This is a genomic window from Halorussus aquaticus, assembly GCF_024218795.1.
Taxonomy (GTDB): domain Archaea; phylum Halobacteriota; class Halobacteria; order Halobacteriales; family Haladaptataceae; genus Halorussus; species Halorussus aquaticus.
Map to the genome: position 1 here is coordinate 736,480 of NZ_CP100400.1, position 16,065 is coordinate 752,544.

Below are 16,065 nucleotides of genomic sequence, written 5' to 3' on the forward strand. Positions count from 1 at the left end.
GAGTAAATCGCCGACTCAGAACTCGTACTCGTCTTCGCGGAACTGGACGTACTTGCCCTTCCTGTACTTGCGCTTGACCGTCTTGTACTTCGTGACGAGTTTCGCGCCCGTCAAACCGGACGAGAGTTTGTACTTCAGGAGTCCGCCCTCGCCCTCGTCGGCGAGCAGGTCGCTCGCCATCGAGAACGTCCGGTCCCAGTCGTCGGGACCGTAGTCGGCCACGATATCGGCGAAGGTGACGTTCCGGGTTATCTCGTCGCCGATGGCCTCTTTCCAGCGGTCGTTGTAGGCGTCGAGGCGGCCCTTTCCGGCGAGTTCGCCCGCTATCGCCCCGGTCCGGACCGCGACGTGGTAGCCGCCCTCGTGGAACGCCGAGGTGGTCCCCATCGCGCCGCCGACGACGGCGACGTTGGCCGCCGTGGGCGAGTCGACGGGTCGCGTGGAGGAGATGGGGTAGGTCTCGGTCCCGCCGCTCTTGCCGCGGTCCTCGACCAGCGGGAAGTCGCTCGGGTCGTACTCGTCGCCGTACTCGCGTTCGAGCAGTCGCTCGATGTACTCGGCGGGTCGGGGCAGGGCGTCGTCCTCGGGTCGGAGGAGGTCGTAGGATTCGGGGTCGTCCACGTCGTCGAGGGTCATCCCGATGGGCATCGTGAGACCGACGCGAGCGACCGTCCCGTCGTTGGGGAACACCCACGGGTAGGCCGTCTCGCCCGGCATCACGCCCCACCAGAACTTGAGCGAACTGTCGTCGAACAGTTCCTCGGGGAACTCCCGGTACTCCTGATACGCGATGTGGTTGGCCGTGTTCGGGGCCATCACGTCCGAGACCTTGCGGTCGTCGGGCGAGAGTCGGTCCAGCACGCGCATCGTGACCTGTCGCTGTGGACCGTCGGCCAGCACGAGGTAGTCGGCCTCGATTTCCTCACCGTCGGAGAGCTGGAGGGTGTGGGTCGGCGACCCCGTGAGGTCGGTCTCCACGTCGGTGACGCCGACGCCCACGCGGTACTCCGCCCCGGCCCGCTCGGCCCGGTCGCGGAGCCAGTCGTCCATCCGCGGCCGGTCGAAGGTGAAGCCGAACCCGTCGTAGGAGGACTCGATGCCCGTGTCCTCCATGACGCAGTCCTCGTTCGGACCGAGGAACTCGGTCCGGTCCAACTCCCGGAGGACGACGTGGTCGGGAATCTCCTCGAACGGGATGTCCATGATGTCCACCCAGTAGTCGAGCATCCCGGCGGCGTCCGTCGAGTCCGGTCCCAACTCCTCGCGGTCGGCGCGCGGAACGCCCTTCTCGACGAGGAGTGCGTCGGCCCCCTGTTCGGTGGCCGCCCGCGCGGCGGACGTCCCGGCCGGACCGCCACCGACGATTGCAACGTCGACTCGCTTCATACCCCTACGGTTCCGCGCCGGGTATTAAAGAATTGACCTTCCGAGTTCGTGGCAGTACGGCGCGGGATTTTCGCCGAATCCTGTCGGACGAATATCCGGTCCGGTGCAGGGGCCGCCGTCGGCCGCGCTGTCCCGACTCGAAGTCGGTGGCGGCGTCCGCTACCGACACGCGGCGATTTATCCGTTCCGGCGACAGATACTCACACATGAGCGACACCGAACACGTCACCGTCGAGCGAACCGACGCCGTCGCCCGAATCACGCTGGACCGCCCCGAGACGCACAACGCCCTCGACGCCGACGCCGCCGCGGAGTTACAGGCCGCGGTGGAGTCGGTCGCGGACGACCCCGCGGTCAGGTGCATCGTCCTCGCCGGAATCGAGGGCGCGTACTGCACCGGCGCGGACCTCTCGGGCATGGACGGTACCCGCGAGGACGCCCGCAGACTCCGGCGCATCGCCACGCGACTCCACGCCGCGGTCGGTCACCTCGCCGGGGTCAGAAAACCCGTCGTCGCCGGGGTGAACGGCGTGGCCGCGGGCGGCGGGTTGGGTCTCGCGCTCTGCGCCGACATCGTGGTGGCAAGCGACGACGCCCGGTTCGAGTTCGCCTACCCCCGAATCGGTCTCTCCGGCGACGGGGGTTCGACCTACTTCCTGCCCCGACTCGTGGGACTGCGGAAGGCCAAGGAGATAGCACTACTCGACGAACCCATCGCCGCCGACGAGGCGGTCGAGATGGGTCTCGCGACCGAAGCGGTCGAGTCCGACTCATTCGAGCACCGACTCGCGGCGCTCGCGACCGACCTCGCCGACGGCCCGACGAAGGCCTACGGCGCGACCAAGCGCCTGCTGGCCGAGAGCTACGGTCGGCGCTTGCCCGCCCAGATGGCTGCCGAGAGCGACGCTATCACTCGACTCGCCGCGACGGAGGACTACGCGGCCGGACTCGCCGCGTTCGGCGAGGACGAGGACGCCACGTTCGAGGGTCGCTGACCGGAGTCTCTCGCGGCTACTTTTCGGACCGACCTACTCCGCGTCGCCCGGACGGTGGGGCCGACTGCTCCCGTCGTCGGGGTCGATTTCGAGGTACTTGGCGAACAAGTCGGCGACCCGCGAGTAGGCGTCGAAAACGTTCTCGCGCTTCAGGAAGCCGTGTGGCTCGTCCTCGTAGCGCTGGAACTCGTAGCGCTTGCCGTGTCGCTCCAACTCCTCGACCAGTTGCTCGGACTGGCTGACGGGGACGCGAGCGTCCTCCTCGCCGTGGAGGACGAGCAGCGGCACGTCGATGTCGGGGACCGACCGAATCGGACTCGCCTCGCGGTAGTTGTCGATGTCGGTCGCGGGGAAGCCCAGTTCGCGCTTCATCAGTCGCCAGCCCACGTCGTCGGTGTCGTCCGCGAACGTCTCGTAGTCGTAGACGCCGTAGAAGGCCGCTCCGGCGTCGAAGCGGTCGGTCCTTCCGAGCGCGTTGACCGTCATCAGGCCGCCGCCGCTCCCGCCGAAGATGCCCGCCCGGTCGGGGTCCACCGCGTCGTAGGCGTCCGCGAGCGCGTCCGCCGCGTTCACCACGTCGTCGAGGTCGCCCTCGCCCCACGCGAAGTCGTTGCGGTTCCGGAACTCCCGGCCGAACCCGCTGGACCCGCGGTAGTTGGGTTCTATCACGGCGAACCCCTGCGCGGCGAAGTACTGGGCGCGGTGGTTGAACTCGTAGCCGTCGAACGCGGTGGGACCGCCGTGGGGGTGGACGAGCAGGGGAACCGAGTCGGGGTCGGCCCGTTCGTGGCCCTCCGGGAGGTAGACCATCGCGTGAATCTCGACCCCGTCCGTCGAATCGTAGGTAATCGCCTCCGGTTCTACGAACCGGGCGTCGAGACCCGCGGGCGGTCGGCCGGTCACGCGCTCGCCGGTCGAGAGGTTGCGGACTTCCGGGGGCGTGGTCGGGTCCGCGGCGACAGCGAGAACGTCGCCGTCCCGCCACTCGGGGAAGTAGCGGTCGCCGGAAGCGTCGGTCATGGTTTCGCTCTCGCCCGAGTCACGTGAGACGGTCCGGACGCTCACGTCGCCCCGCCGCGTCGCCGTGACCGCGAGGGTCTCTCCCGCGGCGTCCCACGAGGGCGCGCCGAAGTCGGTCCCGCGCTCGGCCAGCAGTCGCTCGGGGTCGGCGCGGTCCGGGCCGGTGACGTAGAGCGCGTCGAACCCGCTCCCGTCGTGGACGAACGCGAGTTCGTCCGAGTCGGGGCGCGGCCGCGGCGCGTAGGCGTTGACCGACTCCTCGGCGAAAACCGGTTCGACCTCACCGTCGCGGGTCACGCGGACGACCTGGCTCGCGCGGTCCGACAGGTCGCGGTGGCGCGTCCGGACGGCGTAGAGCGCGCCGTCGCCGCCCCATTGGGGGTCGGCGTAGAGGAACTCGTCGTCGCGCAGGACCTCGACGCGGCGGCCGTCCGCGGCGGCGACGGCGAGGGACCCCGGCGACCAGTTGTCGGTCACGAACGCGATTTCGTCGCCGCCGGGCGAGAACCGGGGCTGAGAGTCGAGCGCATCGTGGTTCGTGACGCGACGCTTCTCGCCCATCTCGGTGTCTACGGTCCAGACGGAGAGGCCCTCCCCGTCCTCACCGGCGTAGGCGATGGCGTCGCCCTCGGGGTGCCAGTCGAACCACCGCGTGTCGAGGTGGGTGTAGCGCTGGGCGAGGACGCCTCTGCTGGTGAGCGTTCTGGTCTCGTCGCCGTCTCTCAACAGGAGGTTCGTCCGATGCTCGCGGCTCTCGGCGTAGACGAGGCGGTCGCCGCCGGGTTCCGCCACGACTTGCTCGGCCGTCTCGGCGGTCGCGGCGTCGGCCAGCAGGTCGTCGGTCGCGGTGTCGCGCAGGTCGCGTCGATACATGGGTGTGGTATGCCGTGACCCGGGTTTATCTTTCAGGGTAGCGGAGAATCGGCCACTTTGTTCCCTTGATTTATTGTCGGTAAGTTATATTGTATGGCCGGGTGTTACCTATGAACAAGAAACTGCTCGTCGCGGTCGTCGCACTCGGACTCCTAGTCGGACTGACCGGGCAAGTCGGAGCGACGGTATCGACGGACGGCTGTCTCTCCAAAGCGCACAGCACCGAACACTGTGATAGCTCGATAACGCTGGTCTCGAACGACCTCGTGAACGAAGAGGGCGACCTGTCGGTCGTCGTGACGGGGGAAGACCAATTCTGCGACGCTGAGAAGATAGGAGGCAGCAAGTGTTAGAACAGAGGCGGAGCACATCCATCCCTGACGTAGCGGGTGGACTGTTCGGTCGTCGGTAGAAGACGGCGATACCGACGAAACGTCGTCCTCTCTTCCGGTCGCGGGATGGAGTTTCGAACCGAAACTCTATTACTCACACTTCCTGACCTACGAGTCGTGCGAGCAATCGTCAATGGGACGGTCCACACGGTTTTGGAGCGCGGCACGATAGACGGCGGGACGGTGCTGGTCGAGGACGGCGAGATTTCGGCGGTCGGTCCGGACGACGAGGTGGAGATTCCGGACGACGCCGACGTGTTCGACGCCGAGGGCCACCACGTCACCCCCGGACTCGTCGACGCCCACAGTCACGCCGGAATGGCCGAGTGGGGCGAACCCGAGGACGGCGACTTCAACGAGGTGTCCGACCCCGTGACGCCCCACGTCAACGCGCTCGACGGGTTCCACCCGCGCGACGAGGAACTCCGGCACGCGTTTCAGGGCGGCGTCACGACCGTCTCGGCCCGGATGGGGAGCGCGAACGTAATCGGGGGCGTCATCTGCTCGATGAAGACCTACGGCGACGTCGCCGACCGGATGCTCGTCCGCGAGGACGGCATGAAGGCGGCGTTCGGCGAGAACCCCAAGCGGTTCCACGGCGACCAGAAGGACCGCCAGCCATCGACTCGGCCCGGCGTCGCGGCCACGCTCCGGCAGGCGCTGATGGAGGCCGAGGACTACGTCGAACGACGCGAGAACGCTCGCGACGAGGGCGACCCCTTCGAGCGCGACTTGGGCATGGAGAACCTCGCCCGCGTCGTGGAAGGCGACCTGCCACTTCGGGTCCACGCCCACCGCGCCGACGACATCGCCACGGTGTTCCGCATCGCCGACGAGTTCGGCATCGAGAATCTCTCCATCGAACACGCGACGGAGGGCCACGTCCTCGCCGAGGAGTTCGTCGAGCGCGACGTGCCCGCCGTAGTCGGCCCGACCATCTCGTCGGCCAGCAAGTACGAACTCCGGAACATCACCTTCGAGACGCCGGGCATCCTCCACGAGGCGGGCGTGAAGGTCGCCATCCAGACCGACGCGCCGGTGCTCCCGCAGGAGCATCTCGACGTCTGCGTCGGTCTCGCGGTCCGCGAGGGGCTTCCGGCGGACGTGGCGCTCCGGACCGTCACGCGGAACCCGGCCGAGATTCTGGGCATCGAGGACCGCGTGGGAACCCTCGAAGCGGACACCGACGCCGACCTCGTAGTCTGGGACGGACCGATGTTCGAGTTGGACTCCGACGCACGGCAGGTGTTCGTGGAGGGCGAACGAGTCTACGACAGCGAGCGCGACGACGTGGACCCCCGCGAGGAGTACGCGTGGTAGCGTAGCGGCCGTGTTCGTCCTGCCTCGGCCGATTCTCGGCACGACGAACAGAACACTCATATGCTGAGAGACAGGTACATCGTGACGAATGTCGCCGTCCCCTCCGTTCCTCGACCCGAAGACGGGCGCGATAGACTGGAAGCAGGTGCTCCGCGAGGCGATTCCGCTCGCCCGTCTCGTCGGACTGTTCGTCGCCGTCTCCCTCGTCCCGTTCGCCTTCGTCTTTCTCTTCGAGGACAACTCGGCCCTCAGAGCGATGTTCACGGTGGCGACGCAGTTCGTCTTGGCGGTCGGGTCCGGCGTCGTGCTGATGTACGTTATCTCGCGGGGGATTCGACTGGCCGACGAGCAGTAGACTCCGACGGCGACGCTCGAAGGCCGCCCGCGACGAACGTCGTCCCGCGGACCAACCTATTTGTCGGTTCGCCGATTACTCCCTGCGACACGCATGAGTCGGACCACGCGGACCGCGGTGGCGAACACGGTCGAACGCGCCGTCCGGTGGGGCATCGTCGCCGTTTTCGGGGAGGGTCTTCGGCGGCGGAATCCGGGTGCCGCCGTGAACGCCGTCGGCGCACTCGCCGCCACCTTCCTTCCGGACGCCGTCGAACGCGGGTACGGCGTGGCGTTCCGCCCGTGGCAACGCGTCTACACCGCCGTCGCGATGCTGGCCCACGCCGTCGGGATGCTCGGACCGTACGACGACACGTGGTGGTGGGACCACGTCACGCACACGCTCTCGGCGACGCTCCTCGGCGGCGTCGTCCACGCCGCCGCCCGTCGCCACGGGCGCGACCCCCGTCCGCGGGTTCTCGCCGCCATCGTCTGCGCCGGTCTCGTCTGGGAACTGCTGGAGTACGTCGTCCACGCGGTCAGTCGCCGCCTCGGTATCGAACCCCTGCTCGTCCAGTACAGCGCGGCGGACACCCTGCTGGACGTGGTGTTCGACCTGCTGGGCGCGCTCCTCGTCCTCGCGTTCGGCGACCGCTTCCTCCGGAACTTCGTCCCCGACGCGGAGTAGACCGGCGACAGCGCGTGCCGACCTGCGGTCGTCCCCCCGCGCTCTTGACTGGCAGGTCATCCGCGCCACCATGGGCTTTTCGGAGACGAACCTCGACTTCTCGGAGATTTCGGTCTCGACGCTGGTGCTGTACGGCGAGAACGAATTGGGGTTCGTCAAGCGCCACGTTCCAAGGTTGGCGGACGAGATTCCGAACGTGACGGTTCGGGAGGTTCCGGGTGCTGGCCACGCCTCGAACCTCGACAACCCGGAGTTCTTCACAGGCGCACTCCGGGAATTCCTCGCGGCGCACGTCTCGCAAAACAGGCGACCACTCACGTAATGGAACGAACGGCTACCTCCACGATAGCTAGGATTACCATGACAATAAGAGGTATAAACGAGAATATTACGAGGGGGGTCAAGGGTTCACCCGGTCCCTGAATTTTATTCACGTTAGCGAACGCATACGCCATCACGACGAACAGAGCTATCGGAGATACTACTGAGAACCGTAGCAGTAAGAACAACGGTACTGCTGAAATAGCTCCAAATGAGAGGATAACTAGTAATATTCCTTGAAAGGTTAAGCTGATATCTTGAATAGAATAATACAGTAATAATGACAGTGACGATAATACTCCGAACGTGATCGAGACTATTATCGAAAGCCAAGTCGATTCGGCTAACGTATTCGCGAACCACTCGGCGAGAACGACTGCCATTTCTGTTCTCGTTTGTTGTCGGACCATGAAAAAGAATACAGTTTCCAGCAACTTCAATCTGTTAGTAAACTAATTAGATATGAGTCCTATTTCTCCGTTATGCGAGTCGTCCGAATCGAAATTGTCGTTTCCGACATTGTTTCGAGTGTATGAGAATCCATTATAGCCCCAGTCATCAAGGACACGCTCACGGGCCTTGTCAAAGTACCAATTAACGGAGAGATCGTTTACATAGGGGAGGAGGTGCAGGTATTTACGCAGGCCGTGATCGTAAGGGTCAACGTGCGCTTGGCCGACGACAGAGTGATTGCTGTACTTGTAGTCGCCGATGTTGTAAAGTCGAACGTGCCATTGCTTCGTGGTATCGATCTCGTCCATTGCCTCGGCACTTGAGGATCGTTGTTTGAACGTCCCATCGCTATCAGAAATATTTACGTATCTTGTAGAGTTCTGGATGTCCGTAGGAATCGGTTGGTTCCAATCCATTGTCGCTTGGAACACGTCCCGGATTTCTGACGCCGTGTTATAATTTAAATCATTACTCCAACCCGTGTTTATCGGTGATTCACGTTCCTGGACATCACCATTGGAGGCCCCTTCAGCACTTCGGTAAGTGTAAAGCGGACCGTTGTAGGTCACTTGTGTCGTAACGGACTCTGTCGAAGACCTTTTTCTAATTTGGTTTTCTTCTTCCACATGCTCTTTTGGTGTTCCTATGATTGCCATTTCTTTTCTCTTTTTTGTAAATGATTTATCTGGGTTTTTATGGCGCTTGGGGACCATCTCTCGAGGGATTTCTACTTGGTCGAAGTGGACCACGTTTGTACCATATTTTTTCAGTCCTGAACTAACGAATCTTTCATTGCAGACGAAATTCTCTCCACTTGTGGGCCGATAGGTATAGATTCGTTGTCCTCGTGCGTGTACAGGCCCAACAGAATCCTTTTTCCCGGAACTGAGTCCGGACATTCCTGTTGCAACCCCGAGAGAACCACTAAAACCTTTCAAGAACCCTCTTCTACTGGATTTCTTGTTTTCTTTTTCTCGCATTGCAAGTTCTATTAATACACAACTGTTTTAGTAATTTTCTAACTCTCGGTTATATTTATATTATTATATTAACCATAAAGAACTTTACGGCAGGAAATAAAGGGGATAGTGATGTCACGCAAGAGGAGGACTCTGTTGAAAGGCATTGGTGCTAGTGCGCTAACCATCTCCGGAGTTTCAACCGTGTCCGCAAATCCAAGTAAAGACAAGTTCCCTTTAGAAGCATTTAGAAAGCTAGTTTGGGCCGGGAACTTACAACAAGCAAAAGAGCTGGCAGAGAGATACGGATTAAAGAATAAAATGAGTAAAGAATCTCCAAGCGATGTTTCGACTCAACGATACGGTGATCCATCTGAAGATTCAAGTACGAACATCACGATTAGCGTAACTGAAATTTCTAGTTCCGAATACGACGTTTCCTGCTATTTCGAATTAAGCGAGTGGGATAATAATATAGGAGATTCAACGAAGGAAGTAGGGTCGCGGGATAGTGCAGTAATTACATGGGATACTACCTACTGGACAGCCACAGAACAAACTCGAAGTAATGTTGATGGAGTCGATTCAGACTCACGAATGACCTATGAGCAGTACAAGGACTATGGCCCTCGGATCGAATACGATGAACCGGGAACACCTACAGACGGGAATGACCAATCTTTCCAGTCAGGGTTTAGCACACTTGTAACTCCGATTAACCGAAGTTCATCAAGTAACACCGAAAAAATCGAATGCATTTACTGCCATACCTACAATGATGGGTCAAATGATGTGAGTTGGGATTTCCTTTCTGGATTCCTAGAACCTGGGCCAGACGTCCCTTACTGGACGATGAACGCAACCACTCAAGCGTAGTGTTTTAGAATCTTAATTTAATATCTATTATAGTGGTTCTGGATGAAATTCAATCGCTAGGAATCATCTGCAAAACCCTTTCGGTCACCGATAGAGTAAGCCGCATCTCGGCTTCTATATAGAAATTACGTAGAGACTCAGGGAGTAAGGGCCGATGCGTGACGAGTCCCTACGCCAGCCAGTCCTCGGGCTTGTGTCGTAATCGACCTCGTCGGCCATGATTTTCTCTACCACGCTCCAGTCCAAATCCTCCATCGTGAACTGCTCGCCGTCGTAGCGCAGGAGCTTGCCGACCTCTTCCGGGCGCTCCTCGTCCTCGCCTTCGGCGACCGCCTGCTCCGGAACTTCGCCCCCGACGCGGAGTAGACCGATGTCGGTGAGTGGCGGGGAACCGACGGAGACTGCCCCACGATACCCACTGGCAGAGAGCGGGTGGCGCTCGGCCTCTTTCGAGCAGTCGCGCCCGGTGCGAACGCCGCCGAGACCGTCCGAACGACGACTAATTCGAGTTCTTAACGTTCCTTAGTAAGACGTCCAACAATCGAATATCAATTCTGATTCTGGTCGAAGTTATTAAGAGCTGAGTGGGATTCCTCACGAGTATGGCTACTGAACCGGACGATTCGTCGGGAGACCCGTCGAGGGGACTCCTGTCACGGTTGGGAGACCGACTCCCGACCGGAGCGATACCGAACGTCTTCAGACGGACGTTCGCCGCGAAGTTCTTCGGCGTCGTCCTCGTCGTGGTCCTCGTCACGAGCAGCGTCGGCGCCTACAACTACGCCTCCACGCAGGACGCGCTGGAGAAGGACGTGAAGAACCGCATCAGTTCGACCGCCGACCTGCAGGCGAGCAGACTCGGCGAGTGGGTCCGGAGCAAGCGGACGCTCACCCGGACGCTCTCGCAGGCGCAGGCGTTCCGGACCTACAACCAGCGCGGGGTGAACTACTACCTCGAAGCCCAAGAGCCGACCCTCCCCGACGACGTTCGGGCGGTCCACTTCGTCAACACCACGTCGTGGAACGTCGTCGTCAGTTCGAACGACGACGCCGCGGGCACGAACCTGCAACAGAGCGGTGTCCCGTGGGCGACCGACGACCGGGCCGCGGACCTCAAGCGGACCAGCGACGTGTTCGTTTCGAGTCGGCCGTACGACGCGCCCGGGAGCGAGGGACGCGTCGTCGCGTTCGTCAGTCGCGTTCCCGACAAGTCCGACCGCGCCGTGGTCCTGACCGCGAACATCTCCGCACAGGTGAACGGGCTCCACCAACCGGTCAAGGACGGCGAGACGGTGGTGTACAACCTCGACGGCGACGAGGTGTTCGACACCGGCGACTCCAAACTGGACGGTAAACTCGCCGGAGAAGCCATCGTCGAGTCGGCGGGGTCGAGCGACGGTCTCGTCACTACCGACAACTTCGTCGCCAACCACAAGTCGGTCGCCGGAGCCAACTGGGTCGTGGTCTCGTACGCGCCGAAGGCCAGCGCGTTCTCGATGCGCGACCGGGTCGGTACCAGCCTGCTGACGACGATTCTGGCCGCGGTCCTCGCGCTCGGCGTGGTCTCGCTGGTCTTCGAGCGCCGGACGACCGCGACGCTGAACGAACTCACCTCGAAGGCCGAGGAGATAGAGCGCGGCGACCTCGACACCGACCTCCGGAGCGACCGCATCGACGAACTCGGCCAACTCTACGACGCGTTCGCCAGCATGCGCGACGCCATCGGCGAGAAGATTCGGGCCGCCGAGTCGGCACGCGAAGAGGCCCGGGAGGCCCAGCAGGTCGCCGAACGGGAACGCAAGGACGCCCAAGAGGCCAAGGAACGCGCCGAGACTCTCAACGGCCACCTCGAACAAAAGGCCGACAGTTACAGCGAGGTCATGCAGGACGCCGCCGACGGCGACCTCTCTCGCCGGATGGACACCGACGCCGAGAGCGAGGCGATGGCGCGAATCGCCTCGGCGTACAACCGCATGATGGACGAACTGACCGACGCGATGCTGGAGGTCCGGTCCTTCAGCCGGAAGGTCGCGGGCGAGAGCGAGCAGGCGACCACCAGCCTCACCGAGGTCCAGCGCGCCAGCGAGGAGGTCAGCGAGTCCGTTCAGGAGATTTCGGACGGCGCGGTCGAACAGAACCACGACCTCCAGCGCGCCAGCGACGAGATGAGCGACCTCTCGGCGACCGTCGAGGAGGTCGCGTCCTCGACCGACAACGTGGCCCGGCGCGTCGAGGAGGCCGCCGCCGAGGGCGAGGAAGGCCAGCAGGCCGCCCAAGAGGCGCTCGAAGAACTCGACAGCATCGAGGACCGCACCGAGCGCACGGCGGAGTCGGTCGAGCGCCTCCGCGACGAGGTCGGCGACATCGAGGAGGTCGTCGGGTTCGTGACCGACATCGCCGAGCAGACGCACGTCCTCGCGTTGAACGCCTCCATCGAGGCGGCCCGCGCGGGCGAGGCCGGGCAGGGCTTCGCGGTCGTCGCCGAGGAGGTCAAGAACCTCGCCGAGCAGACCCAGTCGGCCACCGACGAGATTCGAGGCTCCATCGACCGGGTCCGCGACCAGACCGAGACGACCGTCGAGGAGATGCACGAGACCCGAACCAGCGTCTCGGACGGCACCGAGACCGTCGAAGAGGCCCTCGAAGCGCTCGAACGCCTCGTGGACGACGTCTCCGAGACCAACGACAGCATCCACGAGATAAGCCGCGCGGCCGAGCGACAGGCCGAGTCGGTGCAGGAGGTCGTCGCCACGGTCGAGGACGTCTCCAGCGTGAGCGAGGAGACGACCACGCAGGCCGAGACGGTCTCGGCGGCCGCCGAGGAACAGACCGCCTCGCTCAGCGAGGTGTCGAGCAGCGTCGAGGACCTCGCCGACCGGTCCGAGCGACTGAGCGAACTGCTCGAACAGTTCGACTTCGAGACCGAGGAGCGACCGCCCGCCGGGACGGTGAGTCCGGAATGACCGGCGACGGGACGCACACGCCGTCTCCGGTCTCGCGGCGGCGACTGCTCGGCGGGATGGCCAGCGCGCTCGTCACCGGCGGTCTGGCGGGGTGTTCCGGCGGTGGCTCGGACGAGCGGACGACCGCCTCCGACGTGCCGCCGGACACGACGCGGCAGACGACGCGACGGACGACGACCGAGCGAGCAGAGAACACCGACGCCCGCGTCGGCATGGTGTACGCGCTGGGCGGACTCGGCGACAACTCGTTCAACGACATGGCTCACTCGGGCGCACGGAAGGCCCGCGAGGAGTTCGGAATCAGCTTCGAGAACGCCGAACCGTCCTCGGCGGCGGACATCGAGCGCCTGCAACGCGAGTTCGCGGCGGCGACGGACCCGCCGAAGGACCTCGTCTGCTGCGTCGGGTTCGCCCAGACCAGCGGTCTCGTCGCGAACGCGACCCAGTACCCCGACCAGCAGTTCCTCCTCGTGGACGGCGTGGCCACCGGGGACGACGGGAGCCTCCTGCCGAACGTGGCCAACTACACGTTCGCGGAGCATCAGGGGTCGTTTCAGGTCGGATATCTGGCCGGACTGGTCACCCAGCGCGACTTCAGCGCCGGGGCCGGACGGACGACGGACGACCTCGCGGTCGGCTTCGTCGGCGGCGTGGACGTGCCGCTCATCCGCAAGTTCGAGGCCGGATTCAAGGCGGGCGTGGCCCGCGCCAGCGAGGACATCGAGGTCACGTCGGCGTACGTCGGGTCGTTCGCGGACCCGGAGGCCGGGCAGAAAATCGCCGGCGAGATGTACGCGGACGGCGCGGACGTGGTCTACCACGCCGCGGGCGGGTCCGGCGTCGGCGTCTTCCGCGCGGCACAGGAGGCCGGGCGGTTCGCCATCGGCGTGGACAACGACCAGTCGCGCAGCGTCCCCGAGTACAGCGACGTCATCCTCGCCAGCATGGTCAAGCACGTGGACAAGGCGGTGTTCCGGTCGATAGCCAGCCTCGTGGACCGGAAGTTCCGGTTCCGCGTCGGGACCGTCAACACGCTCGGACTGCTCGAAGGCGGCGTCCGAGCGGTCTACGGGACCGACCTCGGCTCCGCGATTCCGAGCGAGGTGTCCGAGCGACTCGATGCCTCGCGGCGAGCCATCATCAAGAACGAAATCGACGTTCCGTCGACGCTCTCCTGACGACGCTCCGGAGTCGCGGCCGGGAGACCGGACACCGTCGGCGCGCGCTTAAGCGGTCCTCGTGACCGCGCCGAGCGTGCGAGGGACGGCGGCCGCGGATGCGGCCGCCGAGGCTGGGGAGGTGTGAGGCCCGGTGTTGTGGTGCGGTAGACTCCTACGAATCGGTCGTAGCTAGCTACTCGACGCCTTTAACAGAACCACTGGTACACCTCATTCGATGCATTCGACCGAACCACCGACCTCGACTACCCGAAAACAGACTCCTTCTCGACACCGCCGACGAAACAGAATCCCGCTCCGGACGAGGTGAGTTTCAGGCCAACCAGTCTTCGGGCTTGGTGTCGTAGTCCACCTCGTCGGCCGCGATGTCCTCGACTTCGCTCCAGTCCAAGTCCTCGGTCGTGAACTGCTCGCCGTCGTAGCGCAGGAGCTTTCCGACCTCCTCGGGTTCCGGTTCGCGGTCCCGACGCCGCGCGATCTCGGCGTCGCGGTCGTCCACCTCCTTCACGATGGTCTTGAGGTTCACCGGGCGGCCCCAGAGGTCGAACACCCGCTCCAGCGTGCGCTTGGCCTGCTCGACGTCGAGCATCACGCCGTTGTAGTGGTGGCCGAGCAGCAACTCGTTGCGGTTGTTGTAGTTGCCGTCGTACACCGCGACGGTGGGCTTGCCGAAGTTGGTGAACTGGAGCATCAGCTTCTTCTTCACGTCCTCGTAGTCGGTGCTGGCGACGCGGTAGTCGCCCGTGGTCTGGCTGAACTCGTAGGTGAAGTACTGGTTGTCCGTGACGAACTCCTGCGTGAGGTAGCTGTCGAGGAACGTCACGTCGTTGTTGCTCGCCCGGACCTCGCGCATCTTGTCCCAGCCGACGGTGTAGTCCACCTCGGCGAGGGCCTCCTCGACCGAGTCGTACCGGGCGTCGTCCACGATGTAGCGCGCGAACTGTTCGAGGTCCTGCTGGGAGACCGACCGGAGGAACCCGCGGTTCTGGCGCTTGCACAGCGAGAAGTGGCGCTCGGCCAGTCCCTCGTAGGTCAGCACCTTCCACGGGTACCGCCGGAGGTCTATCTCCCCCGCTTTCGCGGCTTCCAGCGTCTCCTCGTCCACCTTCTCGGGAGCGAGGTCGTCCAACTCGTCCAGATTCTCGGGGTCGATGGCGTCGATTCTGGGGTCGGGCGCGAGCAGGTCCTGCACCCGGTCGAAGTCCACCGTGTCGTGGAAGTTGCGCCACGTGACGCCCTCGGTCCGCAGGAGCTTCCGCGCGACCTCACGGCGGTTCTCGGTGTTCTCGATGTACTCCCAGAGTTCCTTGCCGAGCTGGTAGGGGTTGAGTCCCGGCGAGTTGAGGACTCGCGCCTGATGGTCGGCGTACAGGAGGAACTCGTCGTCGTCCGCGAACGCCTCCTCGCCCATCATCATCGACTCCCAGTAGGCGGCCCACCCCTCGTTCATCACCTTCGTCAGCTTCTGGGCCGCGAAGTAGTACGACTCGGCTCGCAGCATCTCCAGAATCTCGCGCTGCCACTCGGTCATCTCCTCGGCCTTGCCGGTCTCCTCGTCGTAGGCCTTGCCGTGGTCCCGGAGGAACGCCAGCACGTCCATCTCGGGGTCGTCGAGTTCGGGGTCCTCGGCCTGCTCGTCCAGCCACTCCTCGTCGAACACCTGCTGTTTCACCTCGTCCGAGAGGTCCATCTCGTCGAGTTTCTGGTCGAGTTCGTCCTCGACGCCCTCCTCGTCGCCGCCCCGCCGCTCGAACTGGCGCTTGAACGGTTCGTGCTGGTCGATGTTGTCCTCCAGACACAGCACGCTGTCTATCCACTGCTCGACCGCCTCGCGGTCGATTTCGGGGTCGGACATGTACTCCTCGATGCGCCGGGCGTGGCGCTCCAGCATCGCCGCGGCGTCCAACTCGTCGGCGAACATCCGGTACCACCGGTTCTTGGCGAAGAAGTCGGCGTGGGCCTCGACGTGGGTGATGACCGCCTTCTGGTCGGCCACGTCGTTGGACTCCTGCAGGAAGGCGTGAGACGGGTCGTCGTTGATGACTATCTCGAAGGCCTTCCCGCCGGTGTACTGGCCCTTCTTCTGCTGGCGGTCGTACTGCATGCCCCACCGCCAGTGGGGATAGCGCTCCTGGAAGCCGTTGTACGCGATGAGTTCGTTCATCTCGTCGTAATCGACCACCCAGTAGTTCACGTCGTAGGGGTCCAGCCCCAGCTTGTGGGCCAGATTCCGGGCCTCCTCGGCCGGTTCGCGGAGCGGTTCGGCTGCCTTCGCTGTTCTGGGTCGCTGTCTCATGGGTCTGGCTCC

13 protein-coding genes are annotated in these 16,065 nt (G+C 63.6%); 9 read left to right on the forward strand and 4 right to left on the reverse strand.

What is annotated here, in order from left to right; all coding sequences use genetic code 11:
* Window positions 1-15: 15 nt before the first annotated feature.
* Window positions 16-1,386 (reverse strand): NAD(P)/FAD-dependent oxidoreductase, encoded by a 1,371-nt coding sequence (locus NGM06_RS03890; RefSeq protein ID WP_254269015.1) that lies wholly within the window; start codon window positions 1,384-1,386, stop codon window positions 16-18.
* Between the two features lie 206 nt (window positions 1,387-1,592).
* Here NGM06_RS03890 and NGM06_RS03895 point away from each other — a divergent pair, with 206 nt between their 5' ends.
* Window positions 1,593-2,381, forward strand: a complete 789-nt coding sequence (locus NGM06_RS03895; RefSeq protein WP_254269016.1) for an enoyl-CoA hydratase/isomerase family protein — start codon at window positions 1,593-1,595, stop codon at window positions 2,379-2,381.
* A gap of 33 nt (window positions 2,382-2,414) precedes the next feature.
* Here the strand turns inward: NGM06_RS03895 and NGM06_RS03900 are convergent, their stop codons facing one another.
* Window positions 2,415-4,274 carry a S9 family peptidase gene (locus NGM06_RS03900; RefSeq protein ID WP_254269017.1) on the reverse strand — a complete coding sequence of 620 codons (1,860 nt, stop codon included), beginning with the start codon at window positions 4,272-4,274 and terminating at the stop codon, window positions 2,415-2,417.
* A 110-nt stretch (window positions 4,275-4,384) separates the two neighbouring features.
* Between NGM06_RS03900 and NGM06_RS03905 the strand changes: the two genes are divergently transcribed.
* The 5 genes from NGM06_RS03905 to NGM06_RS03925 all read left to right on the forward strand — a co-directional run bounded on the left by NGM06_RS03905 (window position 4,385) and on the right by NGM06_RS03925 (window position 7,329).
* Window positions 4,385-4,627 (forward strand): hypothetical protein, encoded by a 243-nt coding sequence (locus NGM06_RS03905; RefSeq protein ID WP_254269018.1) that lies wholly within the window; start codon window positions 4,385-4,387, stop codon window positions 4,625-4,627.
* Between the two features lie 156 nt (window positions 4,628-4,783).
* Window positions 4,784-5,986 carry an amidohydrolase gene (locus NGM06_RS03910; RefSeq protein ID WP_254269019.1) on the forward strand — a complete coding sequence of 401 codons (1,203 nt, stop codon included), beginning with the start codon at window positions 4,784-4,786 and terminating at the stop codon, window positions 5,984-5,986.
* An 88-nt stretch (window positions 5,987-6,074) separates the two neighbouring features.
* Window positions 6,075-6,341: a hypothetical protein gene (locus NGM06_RS03915; RefSeq protein ID WP_254269020.1), complete on the forward strand. Its 267-nt coding sequence runs from the start codon at window positions 6,075-6,077 to the stop codon at window positions 6,339-6,341.
* A 93-nt stretch (window positions 6,342-6,434) separates the two neighbouring features.
* On the forward strand, window positions 6,435-7,007 hold the full coding sequence (locus NGM06_RS03920; RefSeq protein WP_254269021.1) for a DUF2238 domain-containing protein: 573 nt from the start codon (window positions 6,435-6,437) through the stop codon (window positions 7,005-7,007).
* A 70-nt stretch (window positions 7,008-7,077) separates the two neighbouring features.
* The gene (locus NGM06_RS03925) at window positions 7,078-7,329 is read left to right on the forward strand and encodes an alpha/beta fold hydrolase (protein WP_254269022.1); all 252 of its coding nucleotides are present in this window, start codon (window positions 7,078-7,080) and stop codon (window positions 7,327-7,329) included.
* Between the two features lie 451 nt (window positions 7,330-7,780).
* Here the strand turns inward: NGM06_RS03925 and NGM06_RS03930 are convergent, their stop codons facing one another.
* Window positions 7,781-8,761: a porin family protein gene (locus tag NGM06_RS03930; protein WP_254269023.1), complete on the reverse strand. Its 981-nt coding sequence runs from the start codon at window positions 8,759-8,761 to the stop codon at window positions 7,781-7,783.
* A 111-nt stretch (window positions 8,762-8,872) separates the two neighbouring features.
* On the opposite strand from NGM06_RS03930, the gene NGM06_RS03935 reads away from it, so the two are divergent.
* The 3 genes from NGM06_RS03935 (at window position 8,873) to NGM06_RS03945 (ending at window position 13,757) form a co-directional block, all read left to right on the forward strand.
* Window positions 8,873-9,616, forward strand: coding sequence for a hypothetical protein (locus NGM06_RS03935; RefSeq protein WP_254269024.1), 744 nt, complete (start codon window positions 8,873-8,875; stop codon window positions 9,614-9,616).
* Between the two features lie 602 nt (window positions 9,617-10,218).
* On the forward strand, window positions 10,219-12,579 hold the full coding sequence (locus NGM06_RS03940; RefSeq protein WP_254269025.1) for a methyl-accepting chemotaxis protein: 2,361 nt from the start codon (window positions 10,219-10,221) through the stop codon (window positions 12,577-12,579).
* Window positions 12,576-13,757 carry a BMP family lipoprotein gene (locus NGM06_RS03945; RefSeq protein WP_254269026.1) on the forward strand — a complete coding sequence of 394 codons (1,182 nt, stop codon included), beginning with the start codon at window positions 12,576-12,578 and terminating at the stop codon, window positions 13,755-13,757. Before NGM06_RS03940 ends, NGM06_RS03945 begins: the two co-directional genes overlap by 4 nt.
* Window positions 13,758-14,070: 313 nt before the next feature.
* Here NGM06_RS03945 and NGM06_RS03950 read toward each other — a convergent pair whose 3' ends face one another.
* Complete coding sequence (locus NGM06_RS03950; protein ID WP_254269027.1) at window positions 14,071-16,053, reverse strand: SpoVR family protein; 1,983 nt, start codon at window positions 16,051-16,053, stop codon at window positions 14,071-14,073.
* Window positions 16,054-16,065: the final 12 nt, after the last annotated feature.